This is a genomic window from Pseudomonas sp. SJZ103 (genome assembly GCF_007828335.1).
Classification (GTDB): Bacteria; Pseudomonadota; Gammaproteobacteria; order Pseudomonadales; family Pseudomonadaceae; genus Aquipseudomonas.
Genome location: NZ_VIUN01000013.1, coordinates 1 through 18,790, shown reverse-complemented (window position 1 = coordinate 18,790; position 18,790 = coordinate 1). Strand labels below are relative to the sequence as shown.

Here is an 18,790-nt window from a genome sequence, read left to right as displayed (position 1 = left end):
GCTGCCGCCAATACCCTGCGCGACTTCCTCGCCGAGACCTTCAGTCGCTTGCAACGCAGCGCCACCGATCTGGTCAGCGCCAGCGGCGAGTTGAACTCGATTGCCGGGCTGATGGCCACTGGCACCCACGAGCAATTCAATCGCACCGACCAGGTAGCCACGGCCATGACCGAAATGTCGGCCACCGCCCAGGAGGTCGCCCGTCACGCCGCCAGTGCCTCGCGCGCCGCCGATGACGCTGACCAGTCGGCCCGCGAGGGCGCTGAAGTGATGAAGGTCACCATCGCCGCCATCGGCCAGATGCGCACGGAAATCCTCAACACCGGCACGATCATCCGGCGCCTGGAAACCGACAGCGTGCGTATCGGCAAAGTGTTGGAAGTGATTCGCGGGATCGCCGAGCAAACCAACCTGCTGGCGTTGAACGCCGCGATCGAGGCGGCCCGTGCAGGCGAGGCGGGCCGCGGTTTTGCGGTGGTCGCCGATGAAGTCCGCAGCCTGGCGCAACGCACGGCGGCGTCGATCATCGAGATCAACCAGATTATCCATGCCGTGCAGACCGGTGCGATCGATGCCGCCGAGGCAATCGTCAGCGGCCAGTCGTGCAGCGATGACAGTGTGGAAAAAGTCAGCCAGGCCGGCGCGATGCTCGATCACATCACCCAGGCGGTGGAAGCGATCCGCGACATGAACCGCCAGATCGCCACGGCGGCCGAGGAACAGACGTCGGTGGCTGAGGATATTTCGCGCAATATCACCCAGATCACTACCGTGGCCACGGCCAACCTCGACAATGTGCAGCGCACCGAAGCGGCGAGCCACAACCTGCGTAGCTTGTCCGGCGAGTTGAATGAGGTGACCGCGCGCCTGAGCGCCTGATCAGCCGGTGGGCAGGCTGAACGTGAACACCGTGCCGTGCTCGGCGCTGGTGGACACGTTGAGTTCACCGCCATGGGCCTCGGCAATCTGCTTGACGATATACAGCCCCAGGCCCAGGCCGGTCTGGGGCGTGTTCGTCGCCGGGCGTGAGTAAGGCTCGAACAGACGGGGCAGGGCTTGCGCGTTGATCTGCCCGGGGTTTTTCACCGACAGATGGAAACGGCCTTGCTCGACCTGCGCATGCACCTCCACGGGGCCGTCATGGTTGCCATGGTGGATGGCATTGGCGACCAGATTGGAGAGCAACTGCGCCAGGCGGTCACGGTCACCACTCACCCCTTGCAGGTCGCCGATATCTGCGCGGATGACCCGCTGCGGATGCACGCTCTGCACCTCCGACACCACATGCTGCAATGCCGCCTGCAAACCCTGGCAATCGCCGATGTTCAGCGGGATGCCGGTGCCCATACGGCCCCTGGCGAAATCCAGCACGTCTTCCACCAACTGCGCAGCGCGCCGGCCGCTGGTGAGGATATGCCGCACGAGGGTGTCGGTGGCCGGGTCCGCGTGCTTGCGCAGCAGCCGTTCGGCAGCGACGTTAATTGCAAACAGCGGGTTGCGCAGGTCATGGCCGAGCACGGCGATAAATTGCTCGCGCAGTTCGGCGGTGCCGCGTTCTTCCTGCAATTGTGCCTGGGTTTGTTGCGCGGCTTCTTCGGCTTCAATCTGCAACGACAGCACGCGGGCGAACGACTCCATGGTCGACTGGATCGTGCTGCTGCGCAGCACGGCGGGGTTGGGGTCCAAGGCGCAGATCGTGCCGAAAAAGCGCCCGTCGGTGCGGAACACCGGTACCGAAATATAGCTTTCGAAGTGATACAGGCGCGGCGTGTGGTGGTCGTGGTAGAGCGGGTCTTCGCTGGCCTTGTCGATCACCACGGACACATGTGAGCTGCGAATTTCGTGGCAGATCGTGGTGGTCAGGTCCAACTCGCCACCGATGCCGAGGCCGAAGTCCAGTTGGTCGAGCACGGCACAGGCGGTCCAGGTGTCGTCGGTCACCCGCGCCACCGCGGCGAAGCGCAGGCCGGTCATGTCGCTGATGACTTGGAGCATCGCGTGTACGGCACTGATTCGGCCAATAGTGGCGATGTCGGCGGCTTTTTGCCCCATGCAGCAGTCTCGCAAAGTGGTGAGCCAGAGGCTCAGGTCGAAGCCTGGGATTTTAGCGACCTTGTGTGGTGAAGGTGTAATTTCATTCACCGAATGGTGTTTTTTCCTACGCACGGTTAGCGAGCGCGCATAAAAAAACCGCGCCACCCGGAGGTGGCGCGGTTTCAGGTGACGGGGGTCACTCAGGTGTCGAGTTTGTCTTCCAGTACGGCGCCGGTCTTGGCGTCGAGCTTGACTTCAAACTTCTTGCCGGCGGTGTCGGTCAGCTCAACTTCGTAGACCAGTACGCCGCTGTTGTTGTGGTCCAGTTCGGTGTCGTTGATCGTGGCACCGGCATGTTTGGCCACGGCGGCAGCGTTGAGCTTGTCGAAAGGCATCACCGCGCCGGACTTGAGCAGGCCTTCAATGTGGTCCGGGCGAACATCAGCCTGGGCCAGGCCGGCGGTCAGGGTCAGGGCGGTGGCAGCGAACAGGGTGGTCAGGGTTTTCATAGTGTGTGTCCTTCTTCGGTGAGCTGTTTAAGTGGCGCCAGATTAACCGGCGCAACTTAACTCATCCTTAATGGCGCACTGACACCAATGCGCGACGCTCTCAGTACTTGTAGTCGTTCAGCAGGTCTTGCACGCTGGACGACGGCCAGCGTTTGTAGAACTTCAGCAGTTCGGCGGCGCGGTTGGTGAAGATGCCGTCGACGCCGGCTTTCATCACTTTGTCGAAGTCGACCGGTTCATCCACGGTGTAGACGTGCACCAGCAGGCCCTTGTCGTGGGTCAGCTTGTTCATTTCAGGCTTCACCAGGTCGGTATAGCTCTGGTCGCCGTGGTCGGTCAGCTCAGCCGATGGGCCGGTACCGATGGCGCCGAGGCTCTTGGCTTCGTCGACCCACTTTTCGAACTCTGCGGCGTCTTTTGGCTCTTGCTTGGCGTAGTAGGCGGCCTTGGTGGTTTCGCCGGATTCGGCGAAGGTCTGCGTGGATTTCGGCTCGATGCTGCCCGGGCCAACCCACAACAGCAGGATTTTCGGGGTGTTCGGCATTTCTTTCTGCAGCTCTTTCAAGCTGTCTTTTTCAAACGTCTGCAGCACCACACGGCCCTTGCCCTGGCCGACGCCGGTGTTGCTCTTGCCCAGCTTTGAGCCGGCGGAGCTCAACCAGCCTTTATCCAGCAGCTTGTTTTTCAGGTCGACTTCGATGCCTGGGAATTGCTTGGGCTCCTTGGTTTCGATGTACAGGCCGGGTTTGTGCTGCGGGTTGCCTTCGGCGATCTTGATGATGTCGTCCAGGCTCTGGATCTTCAGGCCGACGAAGCCAGGACGCGCGCGGTCCGGGTAGGCGGCGTTGAACCAGCTGCCGGCGTCGAGGGTTTGCAGTTCTTTCCAGGTGAACTCGTTGGCCGGGGCGTCTTTGCGCTCGGGGAACTTGGTGGCCACGTCGGTGGTGCGCTGCAGGTTGTTGTCGTGCAGGGCGAACAGCACGCCGTCCTTGCTGCGTTGCAGGTCCATTTCCAGGTAGTCGGCACCCAGGTCGCGCGCGACTTTGTAGGCGGCGGCGGTGGATTCCGGCGCGTCGTAGGACGCGCCACGGTGAGCGATCACGGCGGGGTATGGAATGCCTTCGTTTGTCGCCAATTCAGCCGGGCTGATCGGTTCGGCAGCCTGTGCCTGGCCGAAGCCAAGGGCCAGTGCGAGCAGCAGGGCGCTCTTGGAAAACGTGACAGGCATATGCGAAGTCCTTTCGTGGAGGTAGCTTTGAGAAGGCCTCCTTTTTAACAATTGATTGCGAAAGGCGCCATCACCAAACCGACATTAACGTGCGCATGTGCCAATTTCCTCGGTTTTTTTGCGCGGCATTGCAGTATTCTTGCTCGCAGCCGTCCCGCTAGAGGACGGTACTTTCCGCCACGCGTGTAAACCATCTTTCCAGTCCCTGTGGGACTTTTCAGTGAGGTTTACCATGCGCATCACCTCCGAGCTTATCTGCCAGGCCGCCGACCAACTCCACGGTTTTGTTGGCCTCAACCGCAAGACCGGCCAGTACATCGTGCGTTTCAGCGAAGATTCCTTCGGCATGGACGTGGCCGACGACGGCATCATCCCCACCGCTGAATTTGTCTGGCTGCCGGCCCCCGAGCAGACCATGACCCTGTCGCGCGAGCGTATCCAGTTGCTGCTCGACCAAAATATCGACGACCGCATCAACATCAGCGAACCGCTGCGCGTGTATATGAAACGGGTGGAGATTCCACAGATCAGTGCGCTGCGCAGTCTGGTGAGCTAGACGGCATAGGCGGTAAGCGAGCTTTCTGTGGCAAGCCCGCTCGCCACAGAGAGCCAGGCGATACGACGGTTACTGGCCTTGGAATGTGTAGGCCCGTTCCACCTTGCACACCCGTGTCTGAAACGCCGAGTACCAAGTGGCGCGTCCTTGTTCACGCACCGCCCGATGCTCGGCCTGCTGCTTCCAGGCCAGGATCGCGGCCTCGCTGCGCCAATACGACACGGTAATCCCCAGGCCATCCTCCCGCGCCGATTCCACCCCGAGAAACCCCGGTTGATCGCGAGCCAGCTCCAGCATGCGGGCGGCGGCCTGGCCGTAGCCTTGATCGCCGTCGGTGCGCAATGAGCTGAAGATCACTGCGTAGTAGGGTGGGGCGGGTGTCGTGGCGATCATGCGCACTGCTCCTGGCACGCCTTGAGCAGGGCAATCGCCAAGGGCGGCGTGATGCCCTTGAGGGCGGCGCGTTCAGGCTGGAACAGCGTGGCGACGAAGAACGGATGGTCGAGCAACTCCACCGCGCGCAGATCGCCGGCCGCATCATGCCCGCTGGGAATCATCTCGCGCTCGAGCAGTGCATCGGCGAATTCGGGGTTTATGCCGTAGCGGCAGCGATAGCCTTCCTCGATATCAAGGCGGCCGTAGGCCTCGGCGATGCGCGTGTAGGGCGTCAAACGCAGGCTGTCGCTGGCGTCTACCAGGGCGCAGCTCAGGGGCGTGATCACTGCGCGTTCAGCGCCTGGCGCCAGTTCGCCATGTTCGGCATCGGCCCAGCCCAGCACGTTGCGGGCGTATTCCAGCACCGCGTGTTGAAAACCGCCGCAAGTGCCGAGGAAAGGTCGCCGCTGTTCGCGGGCAAAACGTATCGCCCGCAATGCACCGTCGGTGTCGCGGTAGGGGCTGGCGGGCACGCACCAGAAACCGTCGAAGCCATGCAGTTCAGTGGTGGACGTGAGGGTGTCGGTATCGAGCCATTGCAGATGAACCTGCAAACCGAGGGTTTCGGCGGCCCGTTGCAGCGCGATGGGAATGGCTTGGTGCGCGATGACATCGGGGTTGTAATCGCCGATCAGGGCGATGTGCAAGGTGGTGGCTTTCATCGGGTGCGTCCCATGGCTTGTGGTGTCCTGACGTGCACTATAGATTGGCGCGCACGCAATCAATATTGGCGTTTGCCCACATGCTCAATGCAGCCACGCACTATCAAATCGATTACCCCGACCTGTCGCTGATCCTCGCGCTGGTGCGTGGCGGCACCCTGGCGCGGGCGGCGGCGTTATTGCGGGTGGATGTGTCTACGGTGTTCCGCGCGGTGCGACGGCTGGAGGGCGCATTGGGCCAGACGTTGTTTGAAAAAAGCCGCGCCGGCTACCTGCCCACCAGCCTCGCCAGCAACCTCGCGCAGCAGGCCGAACGCGCTGAACAAGCGCTGGAAGCCGCGCGCATCGGCGTGGACCAGGGCGGCGAGGTGATCAGCGGCACGGTGCGCCTGACCTGTACCGACTCGGTGCTGCAAGGGCTCTTGCTGCCAGCGCTGGCGCAGTTCATGCCGGACTACCCGGCGCTGACCCTGGAACTGAGCACCTCCAATGATTTCGCCAACCTCAGCCGCCGCGATGCCGACATCGCCCTGCGCCTGACCACGGCACCGCCGGAGCACCTGGTCGGCCGTTGCCTGGGGGGCGTTGCGTATCAGGTGTGTGCCAGCCCCACGTATGCGCGTCAACACGCCGCACGCTCGCTGGCGGACCTGGCCTGGATCGCGCCGGACGACTTCCTGCCCGACCACCCCACGGTGGCCTGGCGCCGCGAACACCTGCCCGGTGTACGCCTCAGTTATCGCTGCAACAGCATGTTGTCGGTCACCGAACTGGTGCGGGCAGGGTTGGGCGTGGCGGCGCTGCCGGATTTTCTGCTGGATGATGGCCTGCAACCCCTGGGTCCCGCATTGGCGGGGCACGACACGGCGTTATGGCTGCTGACGCGTCCCGATTGCCGCGCGTTGCGTTCGGTGGTGACGCTGTTTGATGAGTTGGGACGGCATGTGCGGATGAAACCCTGACATCGCCCCTCCGACAATGGATACGCACAGTTACTGGGGTTTTCTTACGTAGTGCTCATGCATTTCGCACGTCAGGGTTTCGATGTGTTCGGTCAGTTGCTTGGTCATTTCCGTCAGCCGGGTGTTTTGCTCCAGCAATTCCAGCAGCTGTTTGGTGGTTTGCGCGGCCTGGGCCTGGCGTTCAGTATTGGCGATGGCCAGTGCTTCGCGGTGTTGCGCATCGGCGTCGGACTGGGCTTTGTCGCGGGCGGCCTGGCGCGTCTGGGCCAGCAGGATCAGCGGCGCGGCATAGGCTGATTGCAGGCTGAAGGCCAGGTTGAGCAGGATGAACGGGTACACGTCGAAGTGGGTGATGCCCGTTACGTTCAGCACCACCCACAAGATCACGATCGCGGTTTGCGCACCGAGGAAGGTCGGTGTACCAAAGAAGCGCGCAAAGGCCTCGGCCTTGAGGGCAAAGGTATCGTTGCCGAAGGTCGGCGCCAGGTGGGCGTGGCGCCGGTGAAAACGCAGGTGATCGACGGGGGCGGTTTCGGGCTTGTCGGGGGTCATGGTGGGCTCGGGTCATCAACGTTAAGGCAGTGAATCACTATAGTCCTGGCGACCTGTCTTACACATGAATAACCCGAGGGCCTACTGAGTGTTAGTGGGCGCCACGCTCATTGGCAAACGCACTCACCGCGTGCACCGCCTCGCTGGTGCCTTCGCGAATCTGCAGGATCACTGTACCGGCCTGGTTGGCCAGCTCCACGCCCTGGGCAGCGCGGTCGCGGGTCGCGTCCATGCTGTCGATGGCGTGGCGGGTCTCAGCCTGGATCACCGCGATCATGCTGGAAATCTCCGTGGTGGAACCGCTGGTGCGTGCCGCCAACTGCCGCACTTCATCGGCCACCACGGCAAAACCACGGCCTTGTTCGCCCGCGCGCGCCGCTTCGATAGCGGCATTGAGTGCCAGCAGGTTGGTCTGGTCGGCAATGCCGCGAATGGTGTTGACGATGGTGCTGATCTGTTGCGAACGCTCGCCCAGCTTGGCGATCAGTTGCGAGGAGTTGTCGATGTCCGAGGAGATTTCACGCATGCCGCTGGCTGTTTTCTGGATCACGTCGGCGCCTTTTTCCGCCATGTCCTGGGTATGCAGGGACAGGTGATAGGCCTGGGCGGCGCTTTGTGCGTCTGCAGCATGTTGTTGCACGCGCGCGGTGATGTCCGAGGCGAACTTCACCACTTTGCACAGGCGCCCGCTGGCGTCGTACACCGGGTTGTAGCTGGCTTCGAGCCACACGGGCTGGCCGTTTTTACCCACGCGTTCGAACTGGCCGCTGAACAATTCGCCCTGGTTCAGGCGCCGCCAGAAGTCACCGTAGGCTGAGCTCGCTGCGGTCTCTGCTGTGCAGAACAGGCGGTGATGCTGGCCCTGGATCTGCGCCAGGCTGTAGCCCATGCGCTGCAGGAAGTTGGCGTTGGCGGTGATGATCGTGCCGTCGAGGTTGAACTCGATGACGGCCATTGCCCGGCCGATGGCTTCCAACTTGGCGTTGGCCTCGCTTTCAGCCTGCAGGCGCGGGGTGACGTCCAGGGCGTACTTCACCACTTTGACCACACGGCCCGTGTCGTCACGCACCGGGGTGTAGCTGGCTTCCAGCCACACCGACTGACCGTTGCTGGCCACCCGTTCAAAGGTGCCGGACTGGAACTGGCCGTTTTGCAGGTTGGACCACAGTTGGCTGTACTCGGCGCTACGGGCGAAGGCGGGCGTGCAGAACATCCGGTGGGATTGGCCTTCGATCTGCTCGGCGCGGTAGCCCAGGGTGTTGAGGAAGTTGTCATTGGCCCGTAACACGAGGCCTTGCGGATCAAATTCGATCACTGCCATGGAGCGTTCGATCGCGTCCAGCAGGCTGGCTTGGTGAGCCACGGTGTGTTGCAGGTGATTGATGGTTTTTTTATGGGTGTTGAATAGCATGTTCGGGGGCTCGGGCAAGCATGCGTCGGGGAGTATCCATGTGTATGCGCCTGCCCCCGTAAGGCATTCGCCTTACGGTTGACGTGCTCATTGTCAGCCTCCTTGTGCTGACAGCGGGGTGGAACAACGGGTTAAGAGTGATCAGCCTGACAAGAAGTTCGCCCAAGGGGCAGGTCCATTTTTGGGTAGGCGACGAATGGAGGCATTATGCTATCGCCCATGACGTTGGACGGAAGATTCAGACAAGGAGTTGTAGGACTACGTCAGGCGGAACAGGCGATCCGTTCGTCACTGACACTCACCCGATTACGCCCGGTGTCCTTGGCGGCATAGAGTGCCCGGTCCGCCGCGTTCAGCCACATGGCTGCGTCGGTGAAGCGCGGCTGGAAGTCCGCCAGACCGATGCTCAGGCTGACGCGCAATTCCGGTATGTGCGGGGTGCGGTAATTGCCGAATGTTTTGCGCATCTGCTCCATGATCTGCGCCGCTTGCTCCAGAGGCATTTGCGGAAGAATCACACAGAACTCATCGCCACCGTAACGCCCGGCCAGGTCGTTTTCCCGCAGGTTGCGCCGCAGTTCCAGGCTCAGTTGCCGCAACACCGTGTCGCCTACGATATGGCCGTGGGTATCGTTGATCTGCTTGAAGTGATCAATATCGATCAATGCGATGGTGGCGTGGCTTTGCTGCTGCTGGCACTTGTGGAACTTGAGGTGCAGCAGGTCTTTCCACGAGCCGTGGTTGAGCAGGCCGGTGAGGCTGTCGGTGCGGCTCAGGGCACTGAGGGCGCGTTTATGTTCCGACAGCTTGATCGCCAATTGATAACAGACCATGCCGATGGCCATGGGGTAGAGGGTCAGCATGGGCAGGCAGGAGTAGACCTGCAGCAGGCTGACGTCGGGGTTGAACTTGATGCCGAACAGCGCCCACGCCACGCCGATCCCCAGCCCCTGGGCGAGCAGGCCACGCAGGAACAGGCGCCGGCCGCCGGCGGCGACGTTGTTCATGGTCATCATCGACAGGATGGTCACGGCTGTCAGCGGCGTGAATTGCGTGGCAGCCGCCCAAAACCCACCGAATACCGAGTCATACAGGAAGTTGCGCTGTTCAGCCTGATAAGGGAACGGCGAGCGGGTGGATAGCTGGTACGCCAGATGCGCCCAGGCAAACCCATTGAACAGCAGTAACGCCCAGACCCAGCCCGGCATGGCCAGGGGGTACAAGGCGCCGGTGACGCTGATGCTGCCGACACCCAGGCCGATGATCCTTGGCTGGTAGATACGCCTGGCAAATGAGAGCCCTTTGCCTCGTCTGTTTTCCATAAATTCCTGGTTCAACTGTTTTTCACATAGACGGCGGCTCGCGGCCACTGGATCACCCATTGATCGGATAAGTCCTGTGAATATTGTCAGTTATTCGCGTAGGAATAATCAGTGGCCTTCCAGGCCATTTGCGCAAAACAGAGGGCGAATGCGTCAAAAGCGACCAGGAATGTCGCTCTTGCAATGGTTTTTACTGGGTGCGGGAGGCGCTGACTTCGTAGCCGGCAAGGAACAGGTCGATGGCTGACTCAATGACGCTGGCCTGGTGGGCGGCATCCAGGGTCGGCTGGCCCAACGTGATCTGCGGCCAAAACGCGAAGGCCTTGAGCAGGCTCTGGATCTGATGGGCGGCAAACGCCGGGTCGGTGCAGGAGAGGCGGCCATCTTCCTGGGCGGCGCGTACCCACTGGGTAAAGCCTTCTTCGCGCTGGCTCAGGCGGGTGACCATGTCTTGCGCACGTTCCGGTGAATGGATGGTGGCCGCGATGGCGACCCGGGCGAGGTCGAGGAAGTTGGTGTCCGACATCATCTTCATCTTTGCCTCCAGCAACCCGCGTAACTGTTCACGCAACGGGCGGTCGCTGGCGTAGCTGACGTCGAGTTGGGCGACGCTGCTGGCCCAGAGCTGGTGAAGGATTTCGGCGAACAGTTCTTCCTTGCTGGGGAAATGGTTATACACCGTGCGCTTGGAAACCCCAGCGGTAGCGGCGATCTTGTCCATGCTGGTGACCTCGAAGCCGTTATCGCGAAACTCAGCGATGGCCGCTGCCACGATGGCTTGGCGTTTGCGGTCGGTAAGGCGTTGAGGGGCAGTCATGGGTGGCGTTCAGCTCTTGAGGGTAAATTACACTGGGTAGTTTACTTGCTGCGGATTTTGTTGCAATCTTGAAACTACACTGTGCAGTGTAACTTATGAGCGGACCGTAGGAGTCACTCGGTAATGGCCACGATCTCAACCCGTATCAAGTCTTCGCCTGCGGCGCCCAAACCTGCTGAGTCGAAACTGGGGAGCTTCAGCAACGACGCCCCCGTGCAGCACGGTGGCTTTGGCAAGACCTTGCGTATCTTCTGGAACATGCTGTTCAACAAACCACGCAGTACGCGGCCGGTGGGGCAGATCCCGGTGCAACCGCTGACCCGCGAGCAGTTGCTGGGGGCGCCTGATCACAGCGTGTTCCGCCTGGGGCATTCCACCGTGTTGTTGAAAATGCGCGGCAAGTTCTGGCTGACCGACCCGGTGTTCGCCGAGCGTGCCTCGCCCTTCAGTTGGGCTGGCCCCAAGCGTTTTCATCAGCCGCCTATCAGTCTTGAAGAGCTGCCGCCCCTGGAGGCGGTGGTTCTTTCCCACAACCACTACGACCATCTTGACCATAAGGCTGTCGTCCAACTGGCCGACAAGACCCGTTACTTTCTCGCGCCGCTGGGCGTGGGCGACATTCTGGTCAAGTGGGGTGTCGACGCCAGCAAGGTGCGGCAGCTGGATTGGTGGCAAGGCACCGAGGTGGATGGCATTCGCTTTGTCGCCACGCCGGCGCAGCACTTTTCCGGGCGTGGCCTGTTTGATGCCAACCAGACCCTCTGGTGTTCCTGGGTGATGATCGACGGCACGCGCCGCATCTTTTTCAGCGGCGACACCGGCTACTTCGACGGCTTTAAACGCATCGGCGAACAGTACGGCCCGTTCGATCTGACGTTGATGGAAACCGGTGCTTACAACGTCGACTGGCCCCATGTACACATGCAGCCGGAACAAACCCTGCAAGCGCATATCGACCTCAAGGGCCGCTGGCTGCTGCCGATCCACAACGGCACTTTCGACCTGGCGTTCCATGCCTGGCACGAACCATTCGACCGCATCATGGCGCTGGCGTGGGAGCGCAATGTGTCGATTGCCACACCGCCGATGGGCCAGGCGTTCAGCTTGAACCAGCCGGAGCGTGGATATGCATGGTGGCTGGAAGTGGAAACCCAAGGTGCGCAAGAGCACCTTGTGAGCTGAGGGCGCGGAGGCGACGAAAAAGGAGTTTTCAAGTTGTTTCGGGTCTGCGACAGGCTTCGACGAAGGATGCGATGATCCCCGGAAAATGATTTCAGGGGAGGCGTTCCGATGGACAGCAAATGCAGAAAGTTTTCGCGAGCGGATGCCGTTTGCCAGGTGGGCCAGCCGTTGTCTGCGCCCCTGGATATGACCTATTCGGCGTCTTCATGCCGTCGCCCTTCCACCGATCAAGCGCCCCCCCGCCGTATCGCGTTTGATGTCGATCCCCATCCTCAAACCCACCCCAATGGTGGCGTCCTGATCCCCGGGTATAACGTACCGGCACTTCCCATCAGACCCATGCGTGATCCCTCGTTGATGCTGATTGCCTTGAGCGGTATCGACCCAGAGGGCCAGGTGATGGTGGAGGTACCTCTGGTGCAGAACAACAGCCCCTTTGCCGTCATGCAAGTATTGGCCGGCAGGCGCGTGGGGTATGCCGACCGATATGGCCGTGGCGATGGTCACGAACCGATTCAACACCGTGCGCCCTTCATGCGGGCGCTGGACGTTTTGCGTCGAGCCGGGACGCAACTGATACCCGTACCGGCGCAACGTGTCGACGGCACCCTCACGTTCAACCTGCATACTCATAATGAAATCGATGAACTTGTAAATGAGTACCGGCTGGATGCCCTGGTGTCGGACAGTCAAAGTGCTGCGTTCCATGGTGCGTGCTGGAGTGGTTACCCCAGGTTTGGCGAGACCCTCGAGGGTGGTGCGACGTTGTGGTTCTACGGTGCGCGATGGTCGAAGGATTCGCTGGCGGCGCTGGTGCAGGGTTATCGCAATGCCTGTTGCGTGGAGAATGCATAGCATGGGCTACCTGTGGCGTTGAACAATCCTACGAGGTGAACGGCCTACGTCATGCTGGCTGGGATGAGGGAAGTTTTTAGACTGGCGCACGGATCAACGGTGGTCCTTCGTCATTTCTTACTCTTCTCCCGAGGTGGTTCATGTTTGGAATTGGATATGGTGTGAATGCGTTTGTCAGCCATGCGGCGTCTTGGATGGGGTTGCCGTTGACCTCCGACACCTCCAAACCGGTTCCGCCGGGAATGGAATGGGCCAGTGTTCGTGAGCTCGGTGAACAAATGGCCCGGTCGGGCGGGCTCACATCGGAAGATCTGGTCACCTTCTTGCAAGAGCGCATTCGCAAACACGACCCTGCGTTAAACGCCATCATCGAACTCAACCCTCAAGCGCTGGAGATTGCTCGCGAGCTGGATCGTGAACGCGCCAGCGGCAAGGTCCGAGGGCCGCTGCACGGCATTCCCGTGCTCCTCAAGGACAATATCGAGACGGGCGACACCCAGCAGACCAGCGCAGGCGCCTTCGGGTTGGTGGGTGCCGCTGCGATCAAGGACGCGTTTATCGTCGAACGCCTGCGCCAGCAGGGCGCAGTGATCCTGGGTAAAACCAACCTGACCGAACTGGCCGGTTTTCGCGGCGGTCCCGATGGGTTCAGCCATCGGGGCGGGCAAACGCTCAACCCTCATCAAGCGGATGCATCGGTCGGGGGGTCAAGCTCGGGCTCAGCCGTTGCGGTTGCCGCTGGTTTGGCGCCGTTGGCCGTTGGCACCGAAACCAATGGTTCCATCGTCGTCCCGGCGGCATTTAACGGGGTGGTCGGTTTCAAGCCCGGCGTGGGCTTGTTGAGCCGTAGCGGCATCATTCCTGCCAGCCATCGACAGGACACGCCGGGGCCAATGACGCGTTCGGTGTTTGATGCTGCGTTGTTGCTCAACGCCATGTCGGGCAGCGACCCTCAGGATTCAGCCAATGTGGACGCCCCCCGAGGCATTGACTACACCGCGTTGCTCAAGCCTGGCGCCTTGAAGGATAAACGTATTGGTTATCCCGCAACCTTTTCCGCGAATGGCGAAAACCTGCCGGTGGACAATAGCCCTCAGTTTCAAAAAACGCTTGATGTGCTTCGCGCACAAGGTGCAGTGCTTGTACCGGTGAACATGCGGCTGGCGGATGCATCACGCTATGGCGAACTATTGTTTGCCGATGTGAAGAGTGAGTTGAATGATTACCTGGGTAAGCGCGGTGGGCTGCCGGTCAAGTCAGTTTCCGAGTTGATCGCGTTCAATGAAAAGCGCGATGGCAGCGACACCGACCACCAACCGCTGCTCAAGGAAATCGACGCATCCACCCTGACATCCGACGAGCGCAAGCCGCTATGGGATGCGCTTATCCAGGATTTTCGCAGCACAGTGGATGAGCTGATTGACGGGGATAAACTTGATGCCGTGGTGTCGGACTTTGAAACGAACAGCTATTTTGCAGTCGCAGTGGCCGGTTATCCAGGAATCTCGGTACCTTCCGGCAAAGACGAGCACGGCGTGCCGACCAGTGCTTACTTCTTTGGTGCCCGCTGGACCGAACCCACGCTGCTTGCCGTAGCCCATGGCTACGAGGAGGCCGCGTGGGTCGGCTCCAGGGCCAGGCTTTGAGCAACAGGTGGCTCTTGGCGTCGGCGTTTACAAACCCAAGGGCTGACGCGTTCAAAAGATACATTCAATGCGATGGAGGGAAGCCATGGCCTATCGAATTCATATCCTCGGTGCTGCGGGGGCCGGCACTACCACCCTGGGTAGGGCCTTGGCAGAGAGTCTGAACGTCGCTTGCTTCGACACCGACGACTTCTACTGGCAGCAAACCGACGCCCCCTTCACCGTTGCCCGGCCCAAAAATGAACGCATCCGCCTGCTGCAGGAACAGACCGCCGGCCTGGAAGGCTGGGTGCTGTCCGGCTCACTGTGCGGCTGGGGCGATGCCATGATCCCGCAGTTCACCCACGTGGTGTTCCTGCGCCTCGACCCGCAAGAACGCCTGCACCGCCTGCGCATGAGGGAGGTGCAACGCTACGGTGATGAAATCCTGGAAGGTGGCAGTCGCCACGAGAACAGCGTCGCTTTCCTGGCGTGGGCCGCTCGCTACGACAACGGCAACCACAGCCTACGTAGCCTGCGTCGGCATGAAACCTGGTTGGCGGCACTGACCTGTCCGGTGATCCGGTTGGACTCTACGCACCATTCGGTTGGGGCGTTGGTGAATCAATTGATGCCGCTGTTGAGCCCATCAGCCGCGAAATAATGTTGTGTGCAGCGGGTTCGACTGGGGCGGTGTCAAACCGCCGCACACTCATGCCCCACCCTGGCGCAAACCCCGGAAAAAATACCAGCCCTTGCGCCTCCAACCGAAACGCCAAGGCCAGGCGGGTTTCATCAGCCACGTCGCCCTGGCTTTCAAACTGTTGGATGGCATCCACCGCCACACCCGCCTGGCGGGCCAGCTCTTCTCGGCTCCAGCCCAGCATCGCGCGGGCCTGTACACTGTGTTTGGCGGTGAATTGGTGCAGGACGATCTGCTGTTCTACGAAAGAGCTCATTGCCAGAGAGGACATGGGGTTTCTCCAGGATTCGACGGGGGAGGGCAAACTATACTGTGTTTTTGTACAGTTGTTTTGACCGCTCATCAACTGGATTCTTATCGACCCACTATTCCAACCCTGGTGCCTCACGAATGATCAGGTGATCCAGGTTCTCGATATTCGCGCTGAACACCCCGAACGTCTGCTCGGGGTTCTTCTTGCTGGGCACCTGTTTCAGCTCCGGCGTGACCCCATAGAAGAAACAATACAACGCCCGTTCACTGTCCGCCGCCGCCCGGATCTGCTCCAGGAACGCCTTACGCTTGCGGTAGTTCTCGATGAGCTTTTTGCTCAGGTAGACGTTGACCGAGTAGGGTTTTTTGTCGAGCCACACCTTCTTTTCGAAATCGATGCGAAAGCTGCTGGTGTAGTCCTTGATCGCTTTGATCTTGCCCCAGTAGATCAGGCCCTTGTTGTCTTGCAGGTATTCGATCTTCTTGAAAAACGCCGAGTAAGTCGCGGTGTGCTCGCCGATTTTCAGCGGCATGCGTTTGAGTTTTTCCTTGTCGTCGATGTTCGACACAAAACATTCCACCGGGTGGGCGAACACGCTGGTTTTGTCCGGGGTAGTGTCGCTGGAACTGACAGATTCGCCGCTGCCGGTTGAGGGTGTTTTCGCTGAATCTTGTAGGACCAGCCCCTCGGTGCCGCCCACCGCGGTTTTACGCTCGTACGTACGACGGGTCAGGACAAATTCCGATGGGAAATTATCCTCACGCTCATCGTCGTTTTCGCCTGCTGCACCCTTGTGGAGGCTGGCATAACGGCACCCGTCGATATGCCGCGTGCTCGGCGTGTTTTTGAAGTGCGGGGTGCGTTGGTAGTTGACGTTCTTGGCGTTGAACGTGCTCAGCACATTGCCTGCTTCGAAGGCGGCGCGACAGGCATCGTTGGGGCACAGGAAACTGTCCTGGTCGGAATCGTAGGCAGCGGTTTCGTCGAAATTCAGGTCTCGTACGTCATAAATCGACAGCTTGTCATCGAGACTCAGGCTGTAGGCCGTGTCGAATTTCATGGGGCTCGGGTCCGTGAGAGGTTTCGCTATTAATAGCGGGAACCCGCGCAAATATCAGCAAGAACCTGCAACCCGCCGTCCGCTCAGGAAGCACAAGGTTCCGCCTATCGCCGTAAGCATGCCCAAGGTATAGAACATGCTGGCCGGCGCCGCGTGGTCGAAGGGCGCCTGATCGTCGGCATCGTCCCCGTCTACCAGCGCCGCGAAGAATTCGACTACTTCCCGCTGTACGAAGAAAAGGCCCACGCCTACTGCGCCGTAGGACACCCGCTCTTCACCGCGAACGACATTACACCCGAGGTGCTGCGCCAATATGAAGTGGTCAACCATCGGTATGCGATCCATCGCGACAAGACTAATTTCGTCAACTACGACAGCCAATCCGCCTCAGCCTCGCAGGTTGAAGCGGTCGCCATCCTGGTGCTGACCGGCCGGTTTATCGGCTTCCTGCCCGAGCACTACGCCGCATCGCTGGTAAGGGAAGGGCGCCTGCGCGCACTGTGCCCGGAGCACGTCCACCTGAGCACCGCGTTCAACCTGATCCTGCGCCACAACGCGCCAAGAAGCCCGCTGGTAAAAGCCTTTGCCACTGCCCTGGGCGTAAATCTCAAAGCCACCACATAAACCACTCGCCGAACACAGATCAAGGGGCTGAAAAAGCTCAAATGTGGGAGGTGTCGAGCTTTAGCGAGGCTGCGATGGGATCATCTCGATCCCCCGCCAACCCCATCAGCCGCATCACCGCTGCAACCGAGCCCGCTTTTTCTTCTTCGCATGAAAATGCCGAAAATGCGCATCTTGCGCCGCCGCCAACAACTCCCGATCCCCACGCGTATCGCCCCAGGCCCGCAGCCGATACTCGCCCAAATCGCCATACACCGCCTCCAGCCGCAGCACCTTATTCTCACACCGGCAGTTATTCCCGGTGAGCTTGCCGGTCAACACCCCGTCGACCACCTCAAGCTCAGTGCCAATCAACTTGATCCCAAGCCGATCGGCAAACGGCTGCAGCACCAACGCCGGCGACGCCGAACACAGCGTCACCACCGCCCCCGAGCCCAACTCCTGCTCCACCGACAGAACCCCGGCCGGGCGCATCAACCGTGCCCAATTGCGCTGGCAATACTCCTCGGCCTTCTGCTGCACCCACGTCTTCTCCACCCCGGTCATAAAGGTGCGGATCAACTGCGCCTTCAACTCATCCCGGCTGATCTGCCGCACCAAAAAGCGCAGCCCAGGCACGGCCAGTTTGACCATCCGGCCATAAAACTCGCCGGTGCCAAAGGCAAACTTGAGGAAGGGCACGAAACTGTCGTGGTGGGTCAGGGTGCCGTCGAAGTCAAAGACGGAAAGTACTTTGGCATCCACAGGGCCGGCTTCGAGCATGTCTGGGTTCACGGGTTGGCCTCGGTCCTATCTAGTATTTTTTTGAGCGTGCATCAGGTGTGACAGCAGGAGTCTACTCCCGTGCCAATCTTCCGACCTTGGCGTAAAGCCCCTCGGTGAAAGCCTCCCGGTCACTCGACCGGTGACAACGCTGATGGCAATTGGGGCACAAGGCTACAGCATTGGTGATGCGATCCGAACCCTTCTGGGCCAGGTGCTTGACGTGATGTACTTCAAGAAATGGCAAACCGTCGACCTCAAACGGCGCGTTAGCGCCGCAGCCTTCGCAGATGCCCTCGGCCTCTTTCAGTACCCAGGCGCGTACCTTTGGGTCGCGAACAAAAGCAGTGCTGACGGTCGAGACCTTCTGCGGCTGGGCAATGCCGTCCGGTAGCTGAGTGAAAGGTTGCTGCTGCAGTTTGGACGCACGGCGGATAAGCGTTTGCTCGTCTGCTGTTTGGGCGGCGTCTTCGGATTCGAATACACCCTGCGCGGCAAGCGCTTGGCGGATGCGTTGTTCCACGCCTGTGCCCACGTTCTTCGCAGGCTTATAGCCTTCGATGCGGTCCCAGCCCATACGTACAAGCACGGTGGAGATATTTTGCATGCGGAACTCGATGGAGCCCTTTGCACGGCCTGCCACCGGTCCTTCGCGCAGGAGGCGGTTTTCGAGGGCTTTATTGAAAGGTTGGCCGTTCTTTTCCCAGGCCAACATCTTTAGGTACGCCTCGACCGCAGCTGCCAGCTCCGCGTCGCTCCAGTCCGTTTTGTCTTTCGTAATGTCCATACAGCCGCCGAGGGTAGAAAACCCTCGGACGATACTGAGTAGCCATTATTGCGTCTACGAAATTTCCTACGCATTGGTAGGATTTAGAGGTCAGCTACTTTGGTAAATTCGTTGCTTTGTATGGAGAATCTTTAGTGAGCTCGCATAAAAAAGCCCTGAACAAGTCAGGGCTTCTTGGTGTTGCTGTGCTAAGGAATCAATCCCAGCTCAACGCCCCACCCGTCTGGTACTCGATGACACGAGTCTCAAAGAAATTCTTCTCTTTCTTCAAGTCCATGATTTCACTCATCCAAGGGAACGGGTTAGTCGTCCCCGGATATTCTTCCTTCAAGCCGATCTGCGACAGACGACGGTTCGCGATGAACTTGAGGTAATCCTCCATCATCGCCGCGTTCATGCCCAGCACCCCACGCGGCATGGTATCCCGCGCATATTCAATCTCCAGCTGAGT

21 protein-coding genes and 1 pseudogene are annotated in these 18,790 nt (G+C 60.3%); 8 read left to right on the top strand and 14 right to left on the bottom strand.

The genetic code is table 11. The annotated features are described in order from the left end of the window. Positions 1 to 111 precede the first annotated feature (111 nt). Positions 112 to 879, top strand: a complete 768-nt coding sequence (locus FBY10_RS32280) for a methyl-accepting chemotaxis protein (protein ID WP_371920997.1) — start codon at positions 112 to 114, stop codon at positions 877 to 879. On the opposite strand, the gene FBY10_RS23710 is transcribed toward FBY10_RS32280, so the two are convergent. From FBY10_RS23710 to FBY10_RS23700, 3 genes are all read right to left on the bottom strand, one after another. Then, a complete protein-coding gene (locus tag FBY10_RS23710) occupies positions 880 to 2,052 on the bottom strand; it encodes a GAF domain-containing sensor histidine kinase (protein WP_131697820.1) in 1,173 nt (390 codons plus the stop codon). Positions 2,053 to 2,234: 182 nt separating this feature from the next. Further along, positions 2,235 to 2,543 carry a PepSY domain-containing protein gene (locus FBY10_RS23705; RefSeq protein ID WP_145337923.1) on the bottom strand — a complete coding sequence of 103 codons (309 nt, stop codon included), beginning with the start codon at positions 2,541 to 2,543 and terminating at the stop codon, positions 2,235 to 2,237. 100 nt (positions 2,544 to 2,643) lie between these two features. Beyond that, on the bottom strand, positions 2,644 to 3,771 hold the full coding sequence (locus FBY10_RS23700; RefSeq protein WP_145337925.1) for a glycerophosphodiester phosphodiesterase family protein: 1,128 nt from the start codon (positions 3,769 to 3,771) through the stop codon (positions 2,644 to 2,646). A gap of 232 nt (positions 3,772 to 4,003) precedes the next feature. On the opposite strand from FBY10_RS23700, the gene FBY10_RS23695 reads away from it, so the two are divergent. Further along, a complete protein-coding gene (locus FBY10_RS23695; RefSeq protein ID WP_027605634.1) occupies positions 4,004 to 4,327 on the top strand; it encodes a DUF2025 family protein in 324 nt (107 codons plus the stop codon). Positions 4,328 to 4,396: 69 nt separating this feature from the next. Here the strand turns inward: FBY10_RS23695 and FBY10_RS23690 are convergent, their stop codons facing one another. Further along, on the bottom strand, positions 4,397 to 4,720 hold the full coding sequence (locus FBY10_RS23690; RefSeq protein WP_131697818.1) for an antibiotic biosynthesis monooxygenase: 324 nt from the start codon (positions 4,718 to 4,720) through the stop codon (positions 4,397 to 4,399). Then, positions 4,717 to 5,424 carry a CTP synthase gene (locus tag FBY10_RS23685; protein ID WP_145337927.1) on the bottom strand — a complete coding sequence of 236 codons (708 nt, stop codon included), beginning with the start codon at positions 5,422 to 5,424 and terminating at the stop codon, positions 4,717 to 4,719. Before FBY10_RS23685 ends, FBY10_RS23690 begins: the two co-directional genes overlap by 4 nt. 80 nt (positions 5,425 to 5,504) lie before the next feature. Here FBY10_RS23685 and FBY10_RS23680 point away from each other — a divergent pair, with 80 nt between their 5' ends. Then, on the top strand, positions 5,505 to 6,386 hold the full coding sequence (locus FBY10_RS23680) for a LysR family transcriptional regulator (protein ID WP_145337946.1): 882 nt from the start codon (positions 5,505 to 5,507) through the stop codon (positions 6,384 to 6,386). Between the two features lie 30 nt (positions 6,387 to 6,416). On the opposite strand, the gene FBY10_RS23675 is transcribed toward FBY10_RS23680, so the two are convergent. The 4 genes from FBY10_RS23675 to FBY10_RS23660 all read right to left on the bottom strand — a co-directional run bounded on the left by FBY10_RS23675 (position 6,417) and on the right by FBY10_RS23660 (position 10,488). Beyond that, positions 6,417 to 6,938, bottom strand: a complete 522-nt coding sequence (locus FBY10_RS23675) for a DUF1003 domain-containing protein (protein WP_145337928.1) — start codon at positions 6,936 to 6,938, stop codon at positions 6,417 to 6,419. A 91-nt stretch (positions 6,939 to 7,029) separates the two neighbouring features. Next, a complete protein-coding gene (locus FBY10_RS23670) occupies positions 7,030 to 8,349 on the bottom strand; it encodes a PAS domain-containing methyl-accepting chemotaxis protein (protein ID WP_145337930.1) in 1,320 nt (439 codons plus the stop codon). 263 nt (positions 8,350 to 8,612) lie between these two features. Continuing rightward, positions 8,613 to 9,671 carry a diguanylate cyclase gene (locus tag FBY10_RS23665; RefSeq protein ID WP_145337932.1) on the bottom strand — a complete coding sequence of 353 codons (1,059 nt, stop codon included), beginning with the start codon at positions 9,669 to 9,671 and terminating at the stop codon, positions 8,613 to 8,615. Positions 9,672 to 9,861: 190 nt separating this feature from the next. Beyond that, positions 9,862 to 10,488, bottom strand: a complete 627-nt coding sequence (locus tag FBY10_RS23660; protein WP_131697813.1) for a TetR/AcrR family transcriptional regulator — start codon at positions 10,486 to 10,488, stop codon at positions 9,862 to 9,864. Positions 10,489 to 10,611: 123 nt separating this feature from the next. Between FBY10_RS23660 and FBY10_RS23655 the strand changes: the two genes are divergently transcribed. From FBY10_RS23655 to FBY10_RS23640, 4 genes are all read left to right on the top strand, one after another. Then, positions 10,612 to 11,670 (top strand): MBL fold metallo-hydrolase, encoded by a 1,059-nt coding sequence (locus FBY10_RS23655; RefSeq protein ID WP_131697812.1) that lies wholly within the window; start codon positions 10,612 to 10,614, stop codon positions 11,668 to 11,670. Between the two features lie 339 nt (positions 11,671 to 12,009). After that, positions 12,010 to 12,525 carry a hypothetical protein gene (locus FBY10_RS23650; RefSeq protein WP_131697811.1) on the top strand — a complete coding sequence of 172 codons (516 nt, stop codon included), beginning with the start codon at positions 12,010 to 12,012 and terminating at the stop codon, positions 12,523 to 12,525. 140 nt (positions 12,526 to 12,665) lie between these two features. After that, entirely contained in the window at positions 12,666 to 14,171 is a 1,506-nt protein-coding gene (locus FBY10_RS23645; protein WP_145337934.1) for an amidase family protein, read from the top strand. 85 nt (positions 14,172 to 14,256) lie between these two features. After that, positions 14,257 to 14,814 (top strand): AAA family ATPase, encoded by a 558-nt coding sequence (locus tag FBY10_RS23640; RefSeq protein ID WP_145337936.1) that lies wholly within the window; start codon positions 14,257 to 14,259, stop codon positions 14,812 to 14,814. Here FBY10_RS23640 and FBY10_RS23635 read toward each other — a convergent pair. Continuing rightward, positions 14,744 to 15,124 carry a helix-turn-helix transcriptional regulator gene (locus FBY10_RS23635; protein WP_131697808.1) on the bottom strand — a complete coding sequence of 127 codons (381 nt, stop codon included), beginning with the start codon at positions 15,122 to 15,124 and terminating at the stop codon, positions 14,744 to 14,746. The genes FBY10_RS23640 and FBY10_RS23635 overlap by 71 nt on opposite strands. 94 nt (positions 15,125 to 15,218) lie before the next feature. After that, positions 15,219 to 16,166, bottom strand: a complete 948-nt coding sequence (locus FBY10_RS23630; protein ID WP_145337938.1) for a hypothetical protein — start codon at positions 16,164 to 16,166, stop codon at positions 15,219 to 15,221. A 147-nt stretch (positions 16,167 to 16,313) separates the two neighbouring features. On the opposite strand from FBY10_RS23630, the pseudogene FBY10_RS23620 reads away from it, so the two are divergent. Further along, positions 16,314 to 16,790: pseudogene (locus tag FBY10_RS23620) on the top strand (substrate-binding domain-containing protein); the annotation flags it as partial. Positions 16,791 to 16,904: 114 nt separating this feature from the next. On the opposite strand, the gene FBY10_RS23615 reads toward FBY10_RS23620, so the two are convergent. The 3 genes from FBY10_RS23615 to FBY10_RS23605 all read right to left on the bottom strand — a co-directional run. Further along, positions 16,905 to 17,552, bottom strand: a complete 648-nt coding sequence (locus tag FBY10_RS23615; RefSeq protein WP_043293519.1) for an HAD-IB family hydrolase — start codon at positions 17,550 to 17,552, stop codon at positions 16,905 to 16,907. Positions 17,553 to 17,625: 73 nt separating this feature from the next. Beyond that, positions 17,626 to 18,339 carry an HNH endonuclease gene (locus FBY10_RS23610; RefSeq protein WP_131697801.1) on the bottom strand — a complete coding sequence of 238 codons (714 nt, stop codon included), beginning with the start codon at positions 18,337 to 18,339 and terminating at the stop codon, positions 17,626 to 17,628. Positions 18,340 to 18,535: 196 nt separating this feature from the next. Further along, positions 18,536 to 18,790: ribonucleotide-diphosphate reductase subunit beta (locus tag FBY10_RS23605; protein WP_177146852.1), on the bottom strand; the 255-nt coding region annotated here is incomplete at its 5' end.